The sequence below is a fragment of the Bradyrhizobium betae genome (assembly GCF_008932115.1).
Lineage (GTDB): Bacteria > Pseudomonadota > Alphaproteobacteria > Rhizobiales > Xanthobacteraceae > Bradyrhizobium > Bradyrhizobium betae.
Genome location: NZ_CP044543.1, coordinates 5086676 through 5101555, shown reverse-complemented (window position 1 = coordinate 5101555; position 14880 = coordinate 5086676). Strand labels below are relative to the sequence as shown.

At 65.2% G+C, this 14880-nt stretch carries 13 protein-coding genes; 5 read left to right on the top strand and 8 right to left on the bottom strand.

Features of this window, described 5'->3' with window-relative positions; genetic code table 11:
* Positions 1-11: 11 nt before the first annotated feature.
* A complete protein-coding gene (locus F8237_RS24450) occupies positions 12-809 on the bottom strand; it encodes a DODA-type extradiol aromatic ring-opening family dioxygenase (RefSeq protein WP_151648666.1) in 798 nt (265 codons plus the stop codon).
* A 157-nt stretch (positions 810-966) separates the two neighbouring features.
* Between F8237_RS24450 and F8237_RS24445 the strand changes: the two genes are divergently transcribed.
* A complete protein-coding gene (locus F8237_RS24445) occupies positions 967-1146 on the top strand; it encodes a hypothetical protein (RefSeq protein WP_151648664.1) in 180 nt (59 codons plus the stop codon).
* A 17-nt stretch (positions 1147-1163) separates the two neighbouring features.
* Here F8237_RS24445 and F8237_RS24440 read toward each other — a convergent pair whose 3' ends face one another.
* Both F8237_RS24440 and F8237_RS24435 read right to left on the bottom strand, forming a co-directional pair.
* Positions 1164-2621 carry a carboxylesterase/lipase family protein gene (locus F8237_RS24440; RefSeq protein ID WP_151648663.1) on the bottom strand — a complete coding sequence of 486 codons (1458 nt, stop codon included), beginning with the start codon at positions 2619-2621 and terminating at the stop codon, positions 1164-1166.
* An 80-nt stretch (positions 2622-2701) separates the two neighbouring features.
* On the bottom strand, positions 2702-2911 hold the full coding sequence (locus tag F8237_RS24435) for a hypothetical protein (RefSeq protein WP_151648661.1): 210 nt from the start codon (positions 2909-2911) through the stop codon (positions 2702-2704).
* 226 nt (positions 2912-3137) lie between these two features.
* Between F8237_RS24435 and F8237_RS24430 the strand changes: the two genes are divergently transcribed.
* The 3 genes from F8237_RS24430 (at position 3138) to F8237_RS24420 (ending at position 6650) form a co-directional block, all read left to right on the top strand.
* On the top strand, positions 3138-5828 hold the full coding sequence (locus tag F8237_RS24430; RefSeq protein ID WP_151648659.1) for a flavin-containing monooxygenase: 2691 nt from the start codon (positions 3138-3140) through the stop codon (positions 5826-5828).
* A 130-nt stretch (positions 5829-5958) separates the two neighbouring features.
* A complete protein-coding gene (locus tag F8237_RS24425; protein WP_151648657.1) occupies positions 5959-6231 on the top strand; it encodes a hypothetical protein in 273 nt (90 codons plus the stop codon).
* Positions 6232-6344: 113 nt separating this feature from the next.
* Complete coding sequence (locus F8237_RS24420; RefSeq protein WP_151648655.1) at positions 6345-6650, top strand: hypothetical protein; 306 nt, start codon at positions 6345-6347, stop codon at positions 6648-6650.
* A gap of 261 nt (positions 6651-6911) precedes the next feature.
* Here the strand turns inward: F8237_RS24420 and F8237_RS36440 are convergent, their stop codons facing one another.
* From F8237_RS36440 to F8237_RS24400, 5 genes are all read right to left on the bottom strand, one after another.
* Positions 6912-7067 carry a hypothetical protein gene (locus F8237_RS36440; protein ID WP_015684411.1) on the bottom strand — a complete coding sequence of 52 codons (156 nt, stop codon included), beginning with the start codon at positions 7065-7067 and terminating at the stop codon, positions 6912-6914.
* Between the two features lie 102 nt (positions 7068-7169).
* Positions 7170-7688, bottom strand: a complete 519-nt coding sequence (locus tag F8237_RS24415) for a septal ring lytic transglycosylase RlpA family protein (RefSeq protein ID WP_151648653.1) — start codon at positions 7686-7688, stop codon at positions 7170-7172.
* Positions 7689-7868: 180 nt separating this feature from the next.
* Complete coding sequence (locus tag F8237_RS24410) at positions 7869-9521, bottom strand: NAD-dependent malic enzyme (protein ID WP_259172468.1); 1653 nt, start codon at positions 9519-9521, stop codon at positions 7869-7871.
* 279 nt (positions 9522-9800) lie between these two features.
* On the bottom strand, positions 9801-10796 hold the full coding sequence (locus F8237_RS24405) for a tripartite tricarboxylate transporter substrate-binding protein (protein WP_151648649.1): 996 nt from the start codon (positions 10794-10796) through the stop codon (positions 9801-9803).
* 105 nt (positions 10797-10901) lie between these two features.
* The gene (locus tag F8237_RS24400; protein ID WP_151648647.1) at positions 10902-13289 is read right to left on the bottom strand and encodes a mechanosensitive ion channel domain-containing protein; all 2388 of its coding nucleotides are present in this window, start codon (positions 13287-13289) and stop codon (positions 10902-10904) included.
* A 694-nt stretch (positions 13290-13983) separates the two neighbouring features.
* Between F8237_RS24400 and F8237_RS24395 the strand changes: the two genes are divergently transcribed.
* Positions 13984-14874, top strand: coding sequence for an MBL fold metallo-hydrolase (locus F8237_RS24395; RefSeq protein ID WP_151648645.1), 891 nt, complete (start codon positions 13984-13986; stop codon positions 14872-14874).
* Positions 14875-14880: the final 6 nt, after the last annotated feature.

Genomic DNA, 14880 nt, shown 5'->3' with positions numbered 1-14880 from the left:
AGAAGGAAGAGTCAGCCGCCAAACACATACGACGCCATCGCGACGCTTGCGACCTCGTCGACAAAGACGCGCTTGCCGATGTCGCTGCCGGCAGCGCCCGCCGCCACCATCAGCGGTAGCAGATGGTCCTCGCGCGGATGCGCAAGGCGCGCGCTCGGTGCGTTCTCCCAGTCGACCAGCATCGCGTTGCGCTGCGCCGCATCCGGATTGCTGATCGCCTCGTTCAGATAGGCTTCGAAATCATACGAGACAGACCTGGACTCCGCCCGTCCGAAGCCGCGCATGTTGTGATAGGTGAGCCCGCTGCCGACGATCAGGATGCCGTCGTCGCGCAGCGATGCGATTGCCTGCCCGACCTTGATGTGCTCGGCCGCATCGTAACTCGACTTCAGCGACAGCAGCACGATCGGCATGTCGGCGTTCGGATACATCAGGCCGAGCGGCACGAAGGTGCCGTGATCGAAACCCTGGTTGGGATCCTCGCGGCAATCGAGGCCCGCACCCATGAGCAGCGCCTTCACCGTAGCTGCGAGCTCGGGCCTGCCCGGCGCCGGATATTTGAGGTGGTAGGTATGCTCTGGGAAACCGTAATAGTCGTACACCATCGGCGGATGCGCCGAGGTCGACACCGTGAAGGCCTCGGCCTCCCAATGGCCGGTGATGACGAGCACAGCCTTGGGCTTCTCGGGGAGAAGCTGCGGCAGCCGGCCGAACTCCGCGGCGGTCCTGGCATATTGCACCCGCCGGTCCTCCATGAACGGCCAGGGACCGCCGCCATGCGACAGGAAGAGAGTCGGTAATCGGGTCATGGCTGCGGGCTCGCTTCAAGGACGACATGCGCGTGGTGCAACCACGCGATCGGCCGAAGCATAGGCAACCCGGCATGGTTAGCAAGTCGTTAACGATTTGCCGCCCACAATCCAGCCATGGCCGAAGGAGTCGGCCTGAAGACAAGCGAGACGTGAGATGAAGAAGTTTGCGCTGGGGGACGTCGTCAACAGTGACAAGGGCCGCCGTGGCGTCGTTCGCGCCGCCTACAGGTCCCGGGAAGGCCAGCAGTTCTATGCCGTCGAGAAGGACGGCGCGATGGACTATCTGGAAGAGGACCGGCTGAGCCCGGCGCCGCGCGTCGAGCTCGCGGCCTAAGCCCAACTCATCCTGCGCTAGCGCGCGAGCCGATCCAGACGCTCCGACCAGGAGTCGGCGCTGCTCGCGATGCCATCGTTCGCGATCAGCAGCAACCGATCGCCAGCAGCCACGTCCCAACGCGGCAGGTCCGGTCCGTTGGGATCGCCTGTCCGCGCGAAATTGGTCCAGTAGGCGCGCATGCGGCTTGCGACCTCGCGATCGCCTCGCGAGAGAATTCCAGCACCGGGCACGCCTTCCACGCCAAAGATGAACTGCAGCTCGCGCCCGTGCCCTTCGTCGGGATTTGCGCGCCGCGCCTCGGGCACATAGGCGAAGCGATAGCGAAAGACGGCTGCGCCGGTTGCGGCATGCAGGCGAGCCAGCAGTCGCACCGGCTCCGAGAACACCTTGTCCGTGTAGAGCCTTGCCGCCAGGTCCGAAGGACTGGCAAGACCGCGATAGAGCTTGCGCAGCTCGTCGATACTCTCGCCCGAAGACGCCGGCGCCGCCTTGATGTCGAGCTCGCCGTCAAAGCCCGTCTCATCGTCGTTCGAGCCGATGATCACCGGAATCCGGCTTTCGTGTCCGGCCGCGAACCCTGAGACAACGTCCCCGTTCACCAGACGTCCATCGATCGCCGGAGCGAAGCTGCGCGGGGATTCGTCGAGCAGACGGTTTTCGGCGGCAAGGAGCCGCGACGCCTCGACGGCGCGCAAGTCGGCAGGCTCCCCGAGCATGGCGATGAATTGCCGCCCCATAGCCGCCGCCTCCTGCGCCGAGCGCAGCCGCGCGCGACCGGGTATCGATTGCATGATGGCTTTCTGAAACAGATCGCGCGACTGCGCGCACAGCATCAGAAGCGCGATCGACGTCGCGCCCGTACCATTGCCGAACAGGGTGACGTTGGCAGGATCGCCGCCAAAGGCCGCGATGTTGTCGCGCACCCATTGTAGCGCCGCGATCTGGTCCATCAGGCCGTAATTGCCGGAGCCGCCATCCGACAGCGCCGGATGGGCAAGCCAGCCCAGCACGCCGAGGCGATAGTTCATGGTGACCACGATGAGGCCGGCCTGCGCCAGCTTGGCGCCGTCGAACGCCGGATCGTTCGCAGTGCCGCTGACGAAGGCGCCGCCGTGGATGAACACCATCACCGGCAGCGGGCCGTCGACGCCGAAGGGACGAAACACGTTGAGCGCAAGACAATCCTCGCTCGCGCCCGGCAGCGACGGCTGCAGGCACGGCGCGCCAAACTCGTAGGCGGTACGCATCTCCGGGTTCGCGGCCGTCGCCTGCGGCGGACGCCAGCGCAACGCGCCGACCGGCGGAGCTGCGTAGGCCAGTCCCTTGAAAGACGCCACCTCGCCCTCGACGGCGCCGAGCATCTGGCCTTCACGCGTCAACGCGAATGGAAACTGCCCGACCGCCTGCGCGACGGCCGCACCGGCGCCGCAGAGCAGCGAAGAGGCCACGAGGAACGCAAACAGCGACCGCATCCTGGGGATCCCCATGCGCGGATAAGGATTCCCGGGAGGTTACGTCCGCGGCTCGAGGCAAGGCAAGCGCTGCGGCGGACCTAGCCGCCCTTGGCGATGATCTCCGCCAGCGCGCGGCGCGCGACGATACCGAGTTCACCGAGGGTCGCGCGACCGGACTGCGCCGCCTTGATCAGCCGCTCGGCAACGAGTCTGCGGCTGTCGTGATCGCCGCCGTGCGGCAGCTGGCGGCACGTCTCCTCCAGGACGACGTCCAGGTTCGCTTTGGTTCGCTCACTCAACTCTGTCATGACGCCTTGGGCTCGCGTGGCTTGTAGCCGCAAGCATACACAGAACGATGTGGTCTGATTAGACCGGACTATCACGGCGATTGTGCATCGCACTGCGTGTATCGCCACAACCTTCGCGCGGTCACGATCGCGCCGCAAACGACTACCGAAGATTGCACTTGTTCTGATGACAAGCCGAGCCTGCAGCGCTAGCCTGCCGGCAAAACAAAAGCACGGGAGGAATGCCATGTCTGACGCAATGGTCGCCGCACGTGAGTCCAAGGCGGCGAGTGGAACAGCCCAACAAGTTGACGTCGCCGTGGTCGGCGCCGGATTTTCTGGTCTCTACCTTCTGCATCGCCTGCGCAAGGCCGGGTTCACGACGGTCGCGCTCGAAGAGGCCGATGATGTCGGCGGCACCTGGTACTGGAACCGCTATCCGGGCGCGCGCTGCGATATCCAGACCATCGACTACAGCTACACTTTCGATCCGGAACTCGACACGGCATGGACCTGGTCGGAGAAATACGCGGCCCAGCCCGAGATCCTGCGCTATCTCGGCTTCGTCGCCGACCGCTATGATTTGCGCCGCGATATCCGCTTCAAGACCAAGGTGACCGAAGCCAGATGGGACGAGAAGGCCGAGCGCTGGCAGCTCACCACCGACAACGGCGCGCCGGTCTCCTGCCGCCACTACATCATGGCCACGGGCTGCCTCTCCGCGCCGAAGCCGCCGGAGATCGACGGCGTCAAGGATTTCAAGGGCGAGGTCTATTTCACCGGGCGCTGGCCGCATGACGAGGTGAAGCTCGCGGGCAAGCGCGTCGCCGTGATCGGCACGGGCTCGTCGGCGATCCAGTCGATCCCGCTGATCGCCGAGCAGGCCGCGCATCTCACCGTGTTCCAGCGCACGCCGAATTTTGCGCTGCCCGCGCATAACGGCCCGCCGCCTGCCGATCGCAAGGAGCTGTTCGAGAGCGACCGCGCCGCCTATCGCGAGCAGGCGCGACAATCGATGGCCGGCGTGCCCTACCCGCAGCAGACGGTCGTGAGCTGGCAATTGAGCGATGCCGAGCGCCGCGCGCGGTTTGAACGCGCCTGGGCCGCCGGCGACCTCGTCCACATCCTGACGCAGCTCTGGGCCGACCAGGCGGTCGATGTCGACGGCAACAGGATCGTCCAGGACCTGATCCGCGAGAAGATCCGCGCTGCCGTCAAGGACCCCGAGACCGCTGCGGCGCTGATGCCGGACGACCATCCGTTCGGCGCCAAGCGCCCTTGTCTCGACACCAACTACTACGCCACCTACAACCGGCCTAACGTCACGCTTGTCAATCTGCGGCAGGAGCCGATCAAGGCGATCACCGCGAGCGGCATCACGACGGCCAGGCGCAATGTCGACGTCGACGTCATCGTGTTCGCCACCGGCTTCGATGCCATGACCGGTGCGATCCGCGCCGTGCATCCGATCACGGGACGCGGCGGCAAGTCGCTCACCGACGTCTGGGCGCAGGGGCCGCAGACCTATCTCGGGCTCGCGGTCGAAGGCTTCCCGAACTTCTTCATGATCACCGGCCCCGGCAGCCCGTCGGTGCTGTCGAACATGGCGGTGTCGATCGAGCAGCATGTCGACTGGGTCGTCGATCGCCTTGCCGCATTGCGCGACGCCGGCTTCACCACGATCGAGCCGACCGCGACGGCGCAGGCCGGCTGGAACAGGCACATGGCCGACTGCTCGATGGTGACGCTGCACCGGCTCGCCAACACCTGGTACACGGGCGCCAACGTGCCCGGCAAGGTGCAGGGCCTGATGCCCTACACTGGCGGCGTCGGTCCCTATCGCAGCATCTGCGACGAGGTCACCAGCCACGGCATGCTCGGCTTCAAGCTGACAGGCCCGAACGTCGCCGCGCAATGCAATGACGGCGAAGTCGTGCGCCTGCAGCCGGACGTGCGGCTGGTGCTGAACCTGCTCGCGTCGCTGAACCTGCCGCCGATCGAGTCGATGGGCGCGCAAGGCGCGTGTGCCTTCGTCAATGAGTTCAACAAGGGCCGTCCCGCCGGACGGCCGATCGGCGAGATCGTCGACGGCACGCTGCCGGGCACCGACGGTCCGCTGCCCTATCGCGTCTACAAGCCGGCAGCGCCCGGGCCGCATCCGGTCGTGGTTTATTTCCACGGCGGCGGCTGGGTGCTCGGCGACGAGCAGTCGGACGAGCCGTTCTGCCGCGACATGGTGCGGCGGACCGGCATGATGTTCGTCAGCGTCGGCTATCGCCATGCGCCGGAGCACCGTTTCCCGACGGCGGCCGAGGACGGCTATGCGGCGACGCGCTGGATCGCCGAGCATGCCACCGAGCTTGGTGGCAAGCCGGGCCCGGTGCTGGTCGCCGGCTGGAGCGCGGGCGGCAACATCGCCGCCGTCACCTGCCAGCTCGCGCGCGACCGTGGCGGGCCGCAGATCGCGGGCCAGTTACTGGTGTGCCCTGTCACCGACTGCACCTTCGATCGTCCCTCCTACAACGACAATGCGACCGGCTATTTCCTGACGCGTTCGCTGATGTACTGGTTCTGGGATCTCTACTGCTCGCCGGCCGACCGCACCGATCCGCGCGCCTCGCCGCTGCGCGGCAAGGTCTCAGGGCTGCCGCCGGCCTTCGTGGTCACCAGCGAGTTCGATCCGCTGCGCGACGAGGGTATCGCCTATGCCGAGGCCATGGCCGCCGCGGGCGTCCCGGTCGAGCAGCTCAAGGCGGGCGGTCATTTCCACTCGTCCTTCGCCATGGTCGACGTGGTGATCACCGGCGTGCCGGGCCGAGTACAGATGGCCAAGGCCTTGCGGCGCTTCGCCGGGCTTCCACCGCAGATCAGTCGCGACGACGAGCACAGCCAGGGTCAATCCAGCCCCGGGCACAGAATCGCGGCGGCCGCGAGCTGAGGACCCGCCGGGCGGCCGGGAACTTTTTCCCGGCCGCCGCGTTGGGCGGTTGGCATTGAGATGCAGCGATGGGTATGGGCCCCGGCACGCTAGGTTGTTTGCTGGGGTTCTTTTTGCGTGAGGCGTTGGGATGGGTGACGTGGTTGCGGATTCAAAGGTTGATTTCGGTGCGTTCGCGGCCCTGCATAAATGGCCGTCACTCGCGAACCAGCGCCGGCCGGACCGGGAGCCCTACCAGGTCAGCCAGGGCACGCTCGACCAATGCATCTCGGCCTTCATGGAGAAGCCGGCGACGGCAAGGCATCTCTATGAGATCCACACCGCGGCGCAGCCGCCGCTGGTCACCGACATCCTCTCATCCGAGCACGTCACCGAGCTATCGCGCTTGAGAGAATTTCTCTGACAGCGGGGTGCACGCACGCGACAAGCTGCGCACCTGCTTTCCGACTTCGGCTGGAACCTTCGTCCGGTTGTTTCCGTTAACGGGGATCGGAAGCCAAAGCGTGAGTGTCTGAGATGCTTGGAGCTGGCGTGCCTTCCCCGGTCGTGCCCTATGGCGCAGACCAGACCCTGTTCGTGGTGATCGATCGCCTCGGCAAGGCCAATGAAATCCGCATCGAGCGCAGCGATCTCGAAGCCACGATCGGCGAGCTCGTCGGCGGCTGCTTCAACGATCCGATCAAGGTGATCTCGTTCAACACGCTCGAGCACTGGACCAAGGACATCTCGAAAGATGTCGCCGGCGAGATCCGGGCGCGTTGCGACATCGACGGTGTCCGACTGCCCGACTATCTCAGCGATTTCGTCCAGAGCCACACCTGATCGCGCGTCGTTCGCCACAAACCGCAGGCAACAAAAAAGCGCCGCTTCCGCGGCGCTTTTCGTGTGGCAACCTCAGTGATGCCAGAACAATGCCAGCAGCAGAACGATCGGCAGCGGCACACCAAGCATCCAAAGCAGAGCACCTCGTCCAAAACCCATGACTTCCTCCTCCACATTCATCATTGACATGACGCCGCAGGCGAGAAGAAGTTCCGCGCCTCGAAGCGGGCGCGCATGCGTTCAGAGCATGGTTTATGGAAGTCAGGCGCGCCGGGGACTGCCGGCGATGAGCTCGATCTCGCGGCGGCGCTCGCCGGCGAAGCTCAGGAGTCTCTCGATCGTCAGCGTATCCGTGATCCGTTTGGCGAGCCGCTCGGCGCGTGCGGCCTGATCTTCGAGATACTGGATCGTGTTCAAACGCCGCCTCCCCCAAGAGCCCAATTTGTGTGGGGACCTATCGTGCGACAGACCGGCTAACAGCCGGTTAAGCATGGCGTCCTGGCGTCGATGAATCGAAGTCTATTGCACGACGTCGAGCCGGACGTTGGTGACGCCCTTGTCCATCATGCCGAGCGCCTCGGCGGCGGACGGTGAGATGTCGACGACGCGTCCGCGAACAAAGGGTCCGCGATCGTTGACCCTGACGGTCACGAAACGGCCGGAGGAGACATCGGTCACGCGCAGCTTCGTGCCGAACGGCAGGGTCGGGTGCGCGGCGGTCAATTCGTTCTTGTCGAACCTCTCGCCGCTTGCAGTCTCCGTGTCCGAATAGAAGCTGGCGACGCCGTGCGAGGCGCTTTGCTTGGCGTCACCATCAGGGACGCGCACCCGGCTGATCGGCCGCGGCTGCAGCGCCGCCACCCGGTGCGGCCGCTCGACGGCGGCCTGACGGTTGGCGCTGCCAAGATCGGCCTTCTGGCGGCCGACCGGCGATTGCGCACAGGCGGCGAGCGACGCCGCAGCGGTGATGGCGAACAGCAACCGGCATGACGTTGCCAGCGAACTCCGGGCCGTTTCGGCACGTGCAAAGCGAGACATGATACGCCCTCCGAACACGCCTCAAGTTTCGGTGGGCAATCAGGGCAGAACCTTGGCTGAAGAACAGCAGGGCTGAGGCCAAGGCCAGAGCCAGGACCGTTTCGCGCCGCCTGTGACGATTCCACCACAGTGGCGTGTCCTGAATCGAGACAGGTGGCCGACGGTGTGCCTGACGAGCCCTCAGTACTTCGGCTCGTACATCTGCGACTGGACCAGGCCCTTCACATCGTTCGGCGCGGGTCCGTCCGCGAGCCCGCGCTGGAATGCCACGTCTGCGACGGCGGCGGCGATGCGGACCGAAACCTCGCGGATGCGCGGGAGCGCCGGATAGAGGCTTCCCTGGACGAGATCCTCCTTGCCGACGCAATCGGCGAGCGTATGGGCGGCGGCCATGAACATCTCGTCCGTCACCAGCCGCGAGCGGCTGGCGATGACGCCGAGGCCGACGCCTGGGAAGATGTAGGAGTTGTTGCCCTGGCGCGGCACGAAGGTGCGGCCGTTGAGCTTGACGGGGTCATAGGGGCTGCCGCAGGCGAACAGCGCGCGGCCCTCGGTGTAGCGGTAGGCATCCTCCGCCGAGCATTCGGCCTTCGAGGTCGGGTTGGAGAGCGCGAACACGATCGGCTGCTCGTTGAGCGCAGCCATCGTCTTCAGCACCTCGGGCGTGAAGGCGCCGCCGACCGCGGCGACGCCGATGATCGCCGTCGGCTTCAGCGTCTTGATCGCGGTGAGGAAGTCGGCGATCGGCGCCTGGTCGGAATGAGCGTAGCGGAGCTTGTGACCGGACAGACCATCCCGACCGCTGACGACCAGGCCGCGGGAGTCCACCAGCCAGTTGCGCCGGAGCGCTTCCGCCTCGGAAATCCCCTCGGCCATCATGGCGGACACGACGAGATCGGCGATGCCGGTCGCGGCCTCGCCGGCGCCGAGGAACAGGATGCGCTGGTCCTTCAGCTTGCCGCCGTTGACGCGCAGCGCCGAGAACAGGCCGGCCAGCGCCACCGCCGCGGTGCCCTGGATATCGTCGTTGAAGACGCAGGCATCGTCGCGGTATTTGTGCAGCAGCTTGAATGCCGAATGATTGGCGAAATCCTCGAACTGGATCAGCACGCCCGGGAACGTCTTTCGCGCGGCCACCATGAATTCGTCGACGAAGCTGTCATAGGCCTCGCCGGTGAGCCGCCGCTGCCGCAAGCCGAGATAGTAGGGATCGCTCAGCAGCTCTTCGTTGTTGGTGCCGACGTCGAGCACGATCGGCAGGCATTGCTCGGGATGCACGCCGGCGCAAGCCGAATAGAGCGAGAGCTTTCCGACCGGAATGCCCATGCCGTTGGCGCCGAGATCGCCAAGCCCAAGGATGCGCTCGCCGTCGGTGACGACGATGAGCTTTGCGGGATTGGGCCAGTTCTTCAGAATGTCCGCGATCTGGCCGCGATCGCGCGAGGAGATGAACATGCCGCGCGGCCGCTGGTAGATCAGGCCGAATTTCTGGCAGGCGAGCCCGACCGTCGGCGTGTAGATGATCGGCTGGATCTCGTCGATATTGTCGACGACGACGCGGAAGAACAGCGCCTCGTTGCGGTCATGCAGCGCGTTCAGCGCGACGAATTTTTCCAGATCGGTCGGCAGCATGCGCAGGTTGGTCAGCACGCGCTCGACCTGCGTCTCCATCGTCAGCACGCAGGGCGGCAGCAGGCCGCGCAGGCCCAGCGTGTCGCGTTCCGCCTCCGTGAAGGCGGTGCCCTTGTTGAGCAGGGGATCGCGCAGCAGCGCCATGCCGTGCGCGGTGTCGGATGATGTCGAATGGGCGCTGACCCGAGCAGGTCTATTCACGAATTCCCCCAGGGAGTTTCTCATTGAACCAAAGGCATTGTCGGCCAGTGGTCCCCTTATATCAAGGATGCAGCCTCTCGGGCATTGATTGTGATCTCGCACCGCAGCGAGATTGGCCCGCGAGAAAAGGTTAACGGCGAAATCGCTGGCTCCCCATGGTGAGAGGGCGAGAGCAGCGTCCGCTCTCTCCTCGTCATTCCGGGGCGCGACGAAGTCGCGCCCCGGAATGACGAGAGAGCTTCACACTCTGCGGGCATGAGAGAGTGTCGTGCGACAGCCCTATTCCGGCTTGATATCCGCAGCCTTCACGATCGGCCACCACTTTTCAGTCTCGGCCTTCTGGAAAGCTGCGAGCGCCGCGGGCGTTTGCTGATCCACCGGCGGAATCTCCTGGCCCAGTTCGCCAAAACGCGCCTTGACGGTGGGATCGGCGAGCACGGCGACGATCGCCGCGTTGAGCTTCGTAACGATCTCCTTCGGCGTGTTCTTCGGTGCCCAGATGCCGTGCCAGTAGGAGATATAGAGACCCGGCAGGCCCGCCTCGTCCACGGTCGGCACGTCGGGCGCGGAGGCAAGCCGTGTCGGCGACGTCACCGCGAACGCCTTGATCGCGCCGTTCTTGTACTGCGGCAGCGAGTTCGAGGCCTGGTCGAACATGATGTCGATCTGGCCGGCGACGAGATCGATCATGGCGGGCCCCGCGCCGCGATACGGCACGAACTGGAAATCGGTGCCGGTCTTCTCCTTGAAGAAGACGCCGGCGACATGCGCGCCGGTGCCGGCGCCGGCCGTGCCGGCGGTCGCCTTGCCGGGGTTGGCCTTCAGCCAGGCGATCATCTCTTTCAGATTGTTGGCCTCGAGCGACTTCCGGCCGACGATGAGTTGCGTGCCCATCGCGATCATCGCGACCGGCTCGAAATCGGCCAGCACGTCATAAGGCAGCTTGAAGATCGCGCCGTTCAGCACATGCGTACCCCAATGGCCGATCGTGATCGTGGTGCCGTCAGGTGTCGCACGCGCGACGCGGGCGCCGGCGATGGTGCCGGAGGCACCGGCCACGTTCTCAACCACGATGGTGGTGTGCAATTCGGCAGCGATCCGCTCGGACAGAATCCGAGCCAACGTATCCGTGGGCCCACCCGCCGAAAACGGCACGATGAGAGTGATGGGACGCGACGGAAACGGCTGAGCGCTGCCGGGTGCGGTCCACACCCATCCGAGCAACGCGCAAACGACGATCACATGACCGCACAATCCGGCCCACAGCCCCCGCATTCGTCTCTCCCCACCCCTTTTTGTCGCCCGCTTGTCGTCAGCAGGCTGGAGCCGGAGTGAACGATGCCGTGTGAGCCGAGGCAAGCTGGAAATTTCGGCGGGCGGCTATCCAACCGCCCGTCGCGGCGTCAGATTTACGGCGCTATCAGCCGGCGGCGCGATCTGCATCAAGATGGTCTGGACCGGAGATGCGACCTCGATGCCGCTCTGCTGGAAGCGCAGCTTCATGCGGCGGTTGAATTCGCGCTGGACCGGCCAGCGGCCGGCCTCGGTGCAGCGGATCTGACCGACGATCGACACCATCGCGCCGTCGACCTTGTCGATGCCCCACAGATCGAGATCGCCGCGGATGAGGCTGCGGAATTCCGGCTCGCGGCGCATCTCCTCGACGATGTCCTTGAGGATCTGGCCGGCGCGGTCGGTATCCTCCTTGTAGGCGACGTTGACGCTGACGGACGCGTTGCCGGCACCGCGGCTGGCGTTGGTGATGGTCGTGACCGCGCTGAACGGCACGATGTGCACGGCGCCGTCGCCCGCGCGCAGGCGGATGGTGCGGATCGAAACATTCTCGACGACGCCTGACAGCCCCGAGACGCTGACGTTGTCCCCGACCTGCACCGTGTTCTCCAGCAGCAGGAACAGGCCGGTGATGAGATCCTGCACCAGTTTCTGCGAACCGAAGCCGATGGCGATGCCGACGATGCCGGCGCCCGCCAGCAGCGGGGCGACATTGACCCCGATCTCGCTCAGCGCGGTCAGGCCGACCACGGTGGCAATCAGGCACAGCAGCGCCGTCCGCAGCATCGGCTGGAACGTGCGCAGGCGCGCGGCGCGGGCATAGTGGCCGTCCCGCGACAGCGTATTGATCTGGCGGTCCAGCAGCGCGTTGCTGGCCTCCCAGATCGCCGCGGCGATGAACACGGCGATGCCGATGGTCGCCACGGCCGAGATCAGCCGGCTGCCGATCTGACCGCCATAGAACCAGACGATGGCGTCGACACCCCAGACCTCGAGCACCGCCACGAAGCCGATGAAGGCGATCACGCCGGAGACGATCCTGCGGAGCAGCGGCAAATAGCGGTTGGCGCGGACCTCGAGGCCCGGAAAACGCTGCAGTATCTCCGGCTTGATGCGGAAGCCGCGATCGATCAAGCTCAGCGTCACCATGATGGCCACGCGGGTGATCAGCGCGACCGCGACGGTGCCGACGAAATATTGCAGCAGCAGCGAATAGCCATTGCGGATGTTGAGCGCCCAGACCGCCCACAGCGCGATGTCGAGCGCGATGGCGGGATAGTGCCAGCCGGCCGCGATGCGATTGCGCAACCGGGCCGTAATGCCCTGCCGGTCGGCCGGCGCGCGGATCGCCTCGGCGACCTGACGGCGGCATTGCAGGATGATGACGACGATGAACAGATGCACCACCAGCATCACCATGCGCAGCAGCGCAGCGTAACCGGCGCGGTGCAGGCCGAGCAGCAGCGCCACATTGGCAAACGCAATGCCGGAGACGCCGACGCCGACGATGCGGCGCGCCCAGATCTCGATATAGGCCGCCGTTTCCGGACGAACCGGAAACAGGCCGTAAGGTCCGGCCAGCGCACGGACGATACAGATGAGCCCGCGCGAGAACGCATAGGCGTTGACGACTGCGAGGATCACGAGGCGGACGATGCCGGCATCGCCGATCTCCGTTCCAAGCAGCGCCGTGGCCACGCCGACGAAGACGAGCACGGGAAGCAGTTCGAGCACGAGCCGGCCGAGCACGAAGGGCAACCGCAACAGTAGCTGCCACGCGCGCGCCAGGCTGACGCGGCGCCGGTGCTGTTCGGGCTGGGCGGCGACGCCGGACGCGGATGCCGGCGGGTCGCCGACGGCGAGCGGCTGCACTGGTACGTGCACGGTCTGCGGCACGCGCGCTTCGAGGAATATGACAGGTCGACGGATCAGCCGGAAGATCACCCACTCCGCCGCGAGGGCGCAGCCGAACACCAGCGCGAGCTTCCAGGAGATCTCGATCAGGAGATTGTAGGCGGCCGGATCGTTGGCGGTGCGGACGATCCAGTAATAGAACGCCGGAAAATGCGTCAGCGTGCGCGCGACATCCGCGACCTCCCGCGAAATCTCTCCGATTTCCTCCGACACGGTGAGCAAGAGCTGCGCACCGAGGCCGTCGGCCGCGAGCGGAATTGGCGATTTCGGCTCAGGCGCGGGCTGCTGAGGACCAGACGCAGTCGCGATCGCGCGCAAGGTGTCGATCATTTGCGCGCGCTTCTTGTCGTCCTGAAGCGTCTCCAGCGCCCGCCTGGCTTCGTCGGGCGACAGTGCGGCCGGTGTATTGACGGCCGGCGCACGCGGCTCGGCACGAGCCGGAGAGAGCGACGAGATGGCGAGGAAGAGCGCGGCGAAAAGCGCGGAGACGAGATTAAGCGACACGAGGATTCCCTGAAACAATAGATGCGCCACGGCGGAATCGTCACCGCCGAAGCGCATGCGTCATGTCGGATGGACGCTATTCGCCCGCGCCCTGTGTCGGAAGTTTGCTGCTGAGGCGACCATCTCTTGGCATTTGCCGCACCGCAGGATCGGGAACCATAGCTTCGGCGACGATGCCCGCGTGTTGAAATGCGGCGCGCGCAAGAATCTCTCGCGTCATTCCGGGGCTCGGCCCCGGAATGACGGTGAGGAGGAGGAGAGAAGCGGATATCAGGACATACGCGGCGGGTCCGTCAGGGCGCCCGACGCGATCAGCGGGCAGCAAAACGCACAGCGCCGGGCAGGTAGGGGCTATGCCACACTGATGCAGCCCACTAGACCTTTACCCGGCGTGCCGTTCGCGGTTTCTGCCGCTATGCGATAGTCCGAACGAGCTCCATCGCACTCAACGCGGCTGGATTTGCGGAGGTGGAGTCATAGACCTCCCCTTGCTCTGGATGTGGACGTTGCGCGTCGCGTATTCGCGACCAAGCTGATGGTCCTCCTGTGACACAAAACTGTCAAGCGGGATCGACGCCTCAGGGATCACATTTGGATGCACGAGTCCTCCGTGGCTACGCACAGCAGCATGAATTATCCCGCCGCGACGCGCCCTGCAACTCAATGCAGCGGAATAAACTCTTCCCGGCAGCGTTTGTGATGGCAAGGATATCCGCCTCTCCCGCTCTCGATCTTTTCCAGAAAGCCAGACATGAAGAAATCCATTTGCCTCGCTACGCTCGCCGCGCTCGTCGCCGGACTTGGATCCGCCGCGGCACAAACCCCGCCGCAAACCTCGACCAGGAAGGTCGACGGCACCGAGAACGTCTACGTCTTCCGCTATGGCGGCCACCAGTCGATGTTCGTCGTGACGCCGCAGGGCGTGATCGCGACCGATCCGATCTCGTATTTGCGTCCCGCCAAGCCCTATATCGACGCGATCAAGGCCGTCACCGACAAGCCGATCAAATACGTGATCTACAGCCATCATCATTACGACCACATCGCCGGCGGCCAGCCGTTCAAGGATCTCGGCGCGACCTTCGTCGCCCACCGGCGGACCAAGGAACGCCTGCTCGAATTGAAGAAGCAGAATTCGCTGCTGGCCGACGTCGTGATGCCGGACCAGGTGGTCGACGACAAGAAGGCCATCACGCTCGGCGGCACCACGCTGGAGCTGAACTATGTCGGCCGCAACCATTCCGACAATTCGCTGGTGATGCGGCTGCCGAAGGAGAAGATCGTCTTCGTCGTCGACTTCGCGCCGATCGAATCCGTGCAGTTCCGCAACATCCCCGACAACGCCTCGCCGCTGGAATACATCGCCTCGCTGAAGAAGCTCGCCTCGCTCGACTGGGAGCGGATGATCCCCGGCCATCCCTATGCCGGCGGCCGCTTCGGCACCAAGAAGGACATCGAGGACGACATCGCCTACATGGAGGAACTCTCCACCGAGGTGAAGAAGGCGGCCGATGCCGGCAAGTGCTTCGACACCGCGATGAAGGAAGTGAAGCTGCCGAAATACGAAAAGTGGGCGAACTACGAGGCCAGCCTTCCCGCCAATGTCGAGCGCTTCTGCTACTGGTGGGGCCGCGGATACTGAGGGTCG

Bases quoted from the DNA above. Each gene is read 5' to 3' on its own strand.
- F8237_RS24440 (WP_151648663.1), bottom strand. From the start codon at position 2,621: ATGCGGTCGCTGTTTGCGTTCCTCGTGGCCTCTTCGCTGCTCTGCGGC.
- F8237_RS24395 (WP_151648645.1), top strand. From the start codon at position 13,984: ATGAAGAAATCCATTTGCCTCGCTACGCTCGCCGCGCTCGTCGCCGGA.
- F8237_RS24435 (WP_151648661.1), bottom strand. From the start codon at position 2,911: ATGACAGAGTTGAGTGAGCGAACCAAAGCGAACCTGGACGTCGTCCTG.
- F8237_RS24405 (WP_151648649.1), bottom strand. From the start codon at position 10,796: ATGCGGGGGCTGTGGGCCGGATTGTGCGGTCATGTGATCGTCGTTTGC.
- F8237_RS24445 (WP_151648664.1), top strand. From the start codon at position 967: ATGAAGAAGTTTGCGCTGGGGGACGTCGTCAACAGTGACAAGGGCCGC.
- F8237_RS24400 (WP_151648647.1), bottom strand. From the start codon at position 13,289: ATGCGCTTCGGCGGTGACGATTCCGCCGTGGCGCATCTATTGTTTCAG.
- F8237_RS24425 (WP_151648657.1), top strand. From the start codon at position 5,959: ATGGGTGACGTGGTTGCGGATTCAAAGGTTGATTTCGGTGCGTTCGCG.
- F8237_RS24415 (WP_151648653.1), bottom strand. From the start codon at position 7,688: ATGTCTCGCTTTGCACGTGCCGAAACGGCCCGGAGTTCGCTGGCAACG.
- F8237_RS24430 (WP_151648659.1), top strand. From the start codon at position 3,138: ATGTCTGACGCAATGGTCGCCGCACGTGAGTCCAAGGCGGCGAGTGGA.
- F8237_RS24450 (WP_151648666.1), bottom strand. From the start codon at position 809: ATGACCCGATTACCGACTCTCTTCCTGTCGCATGGCGGCGGTCCCTGG.
- F8237_RS24420 (WP_151648655.1), top strand. From the start codon at position 6,345: ATGCTTGGAGCTGGCGTGCCTTCCCCGGTCGTGCCCTATGGCGCAGAC.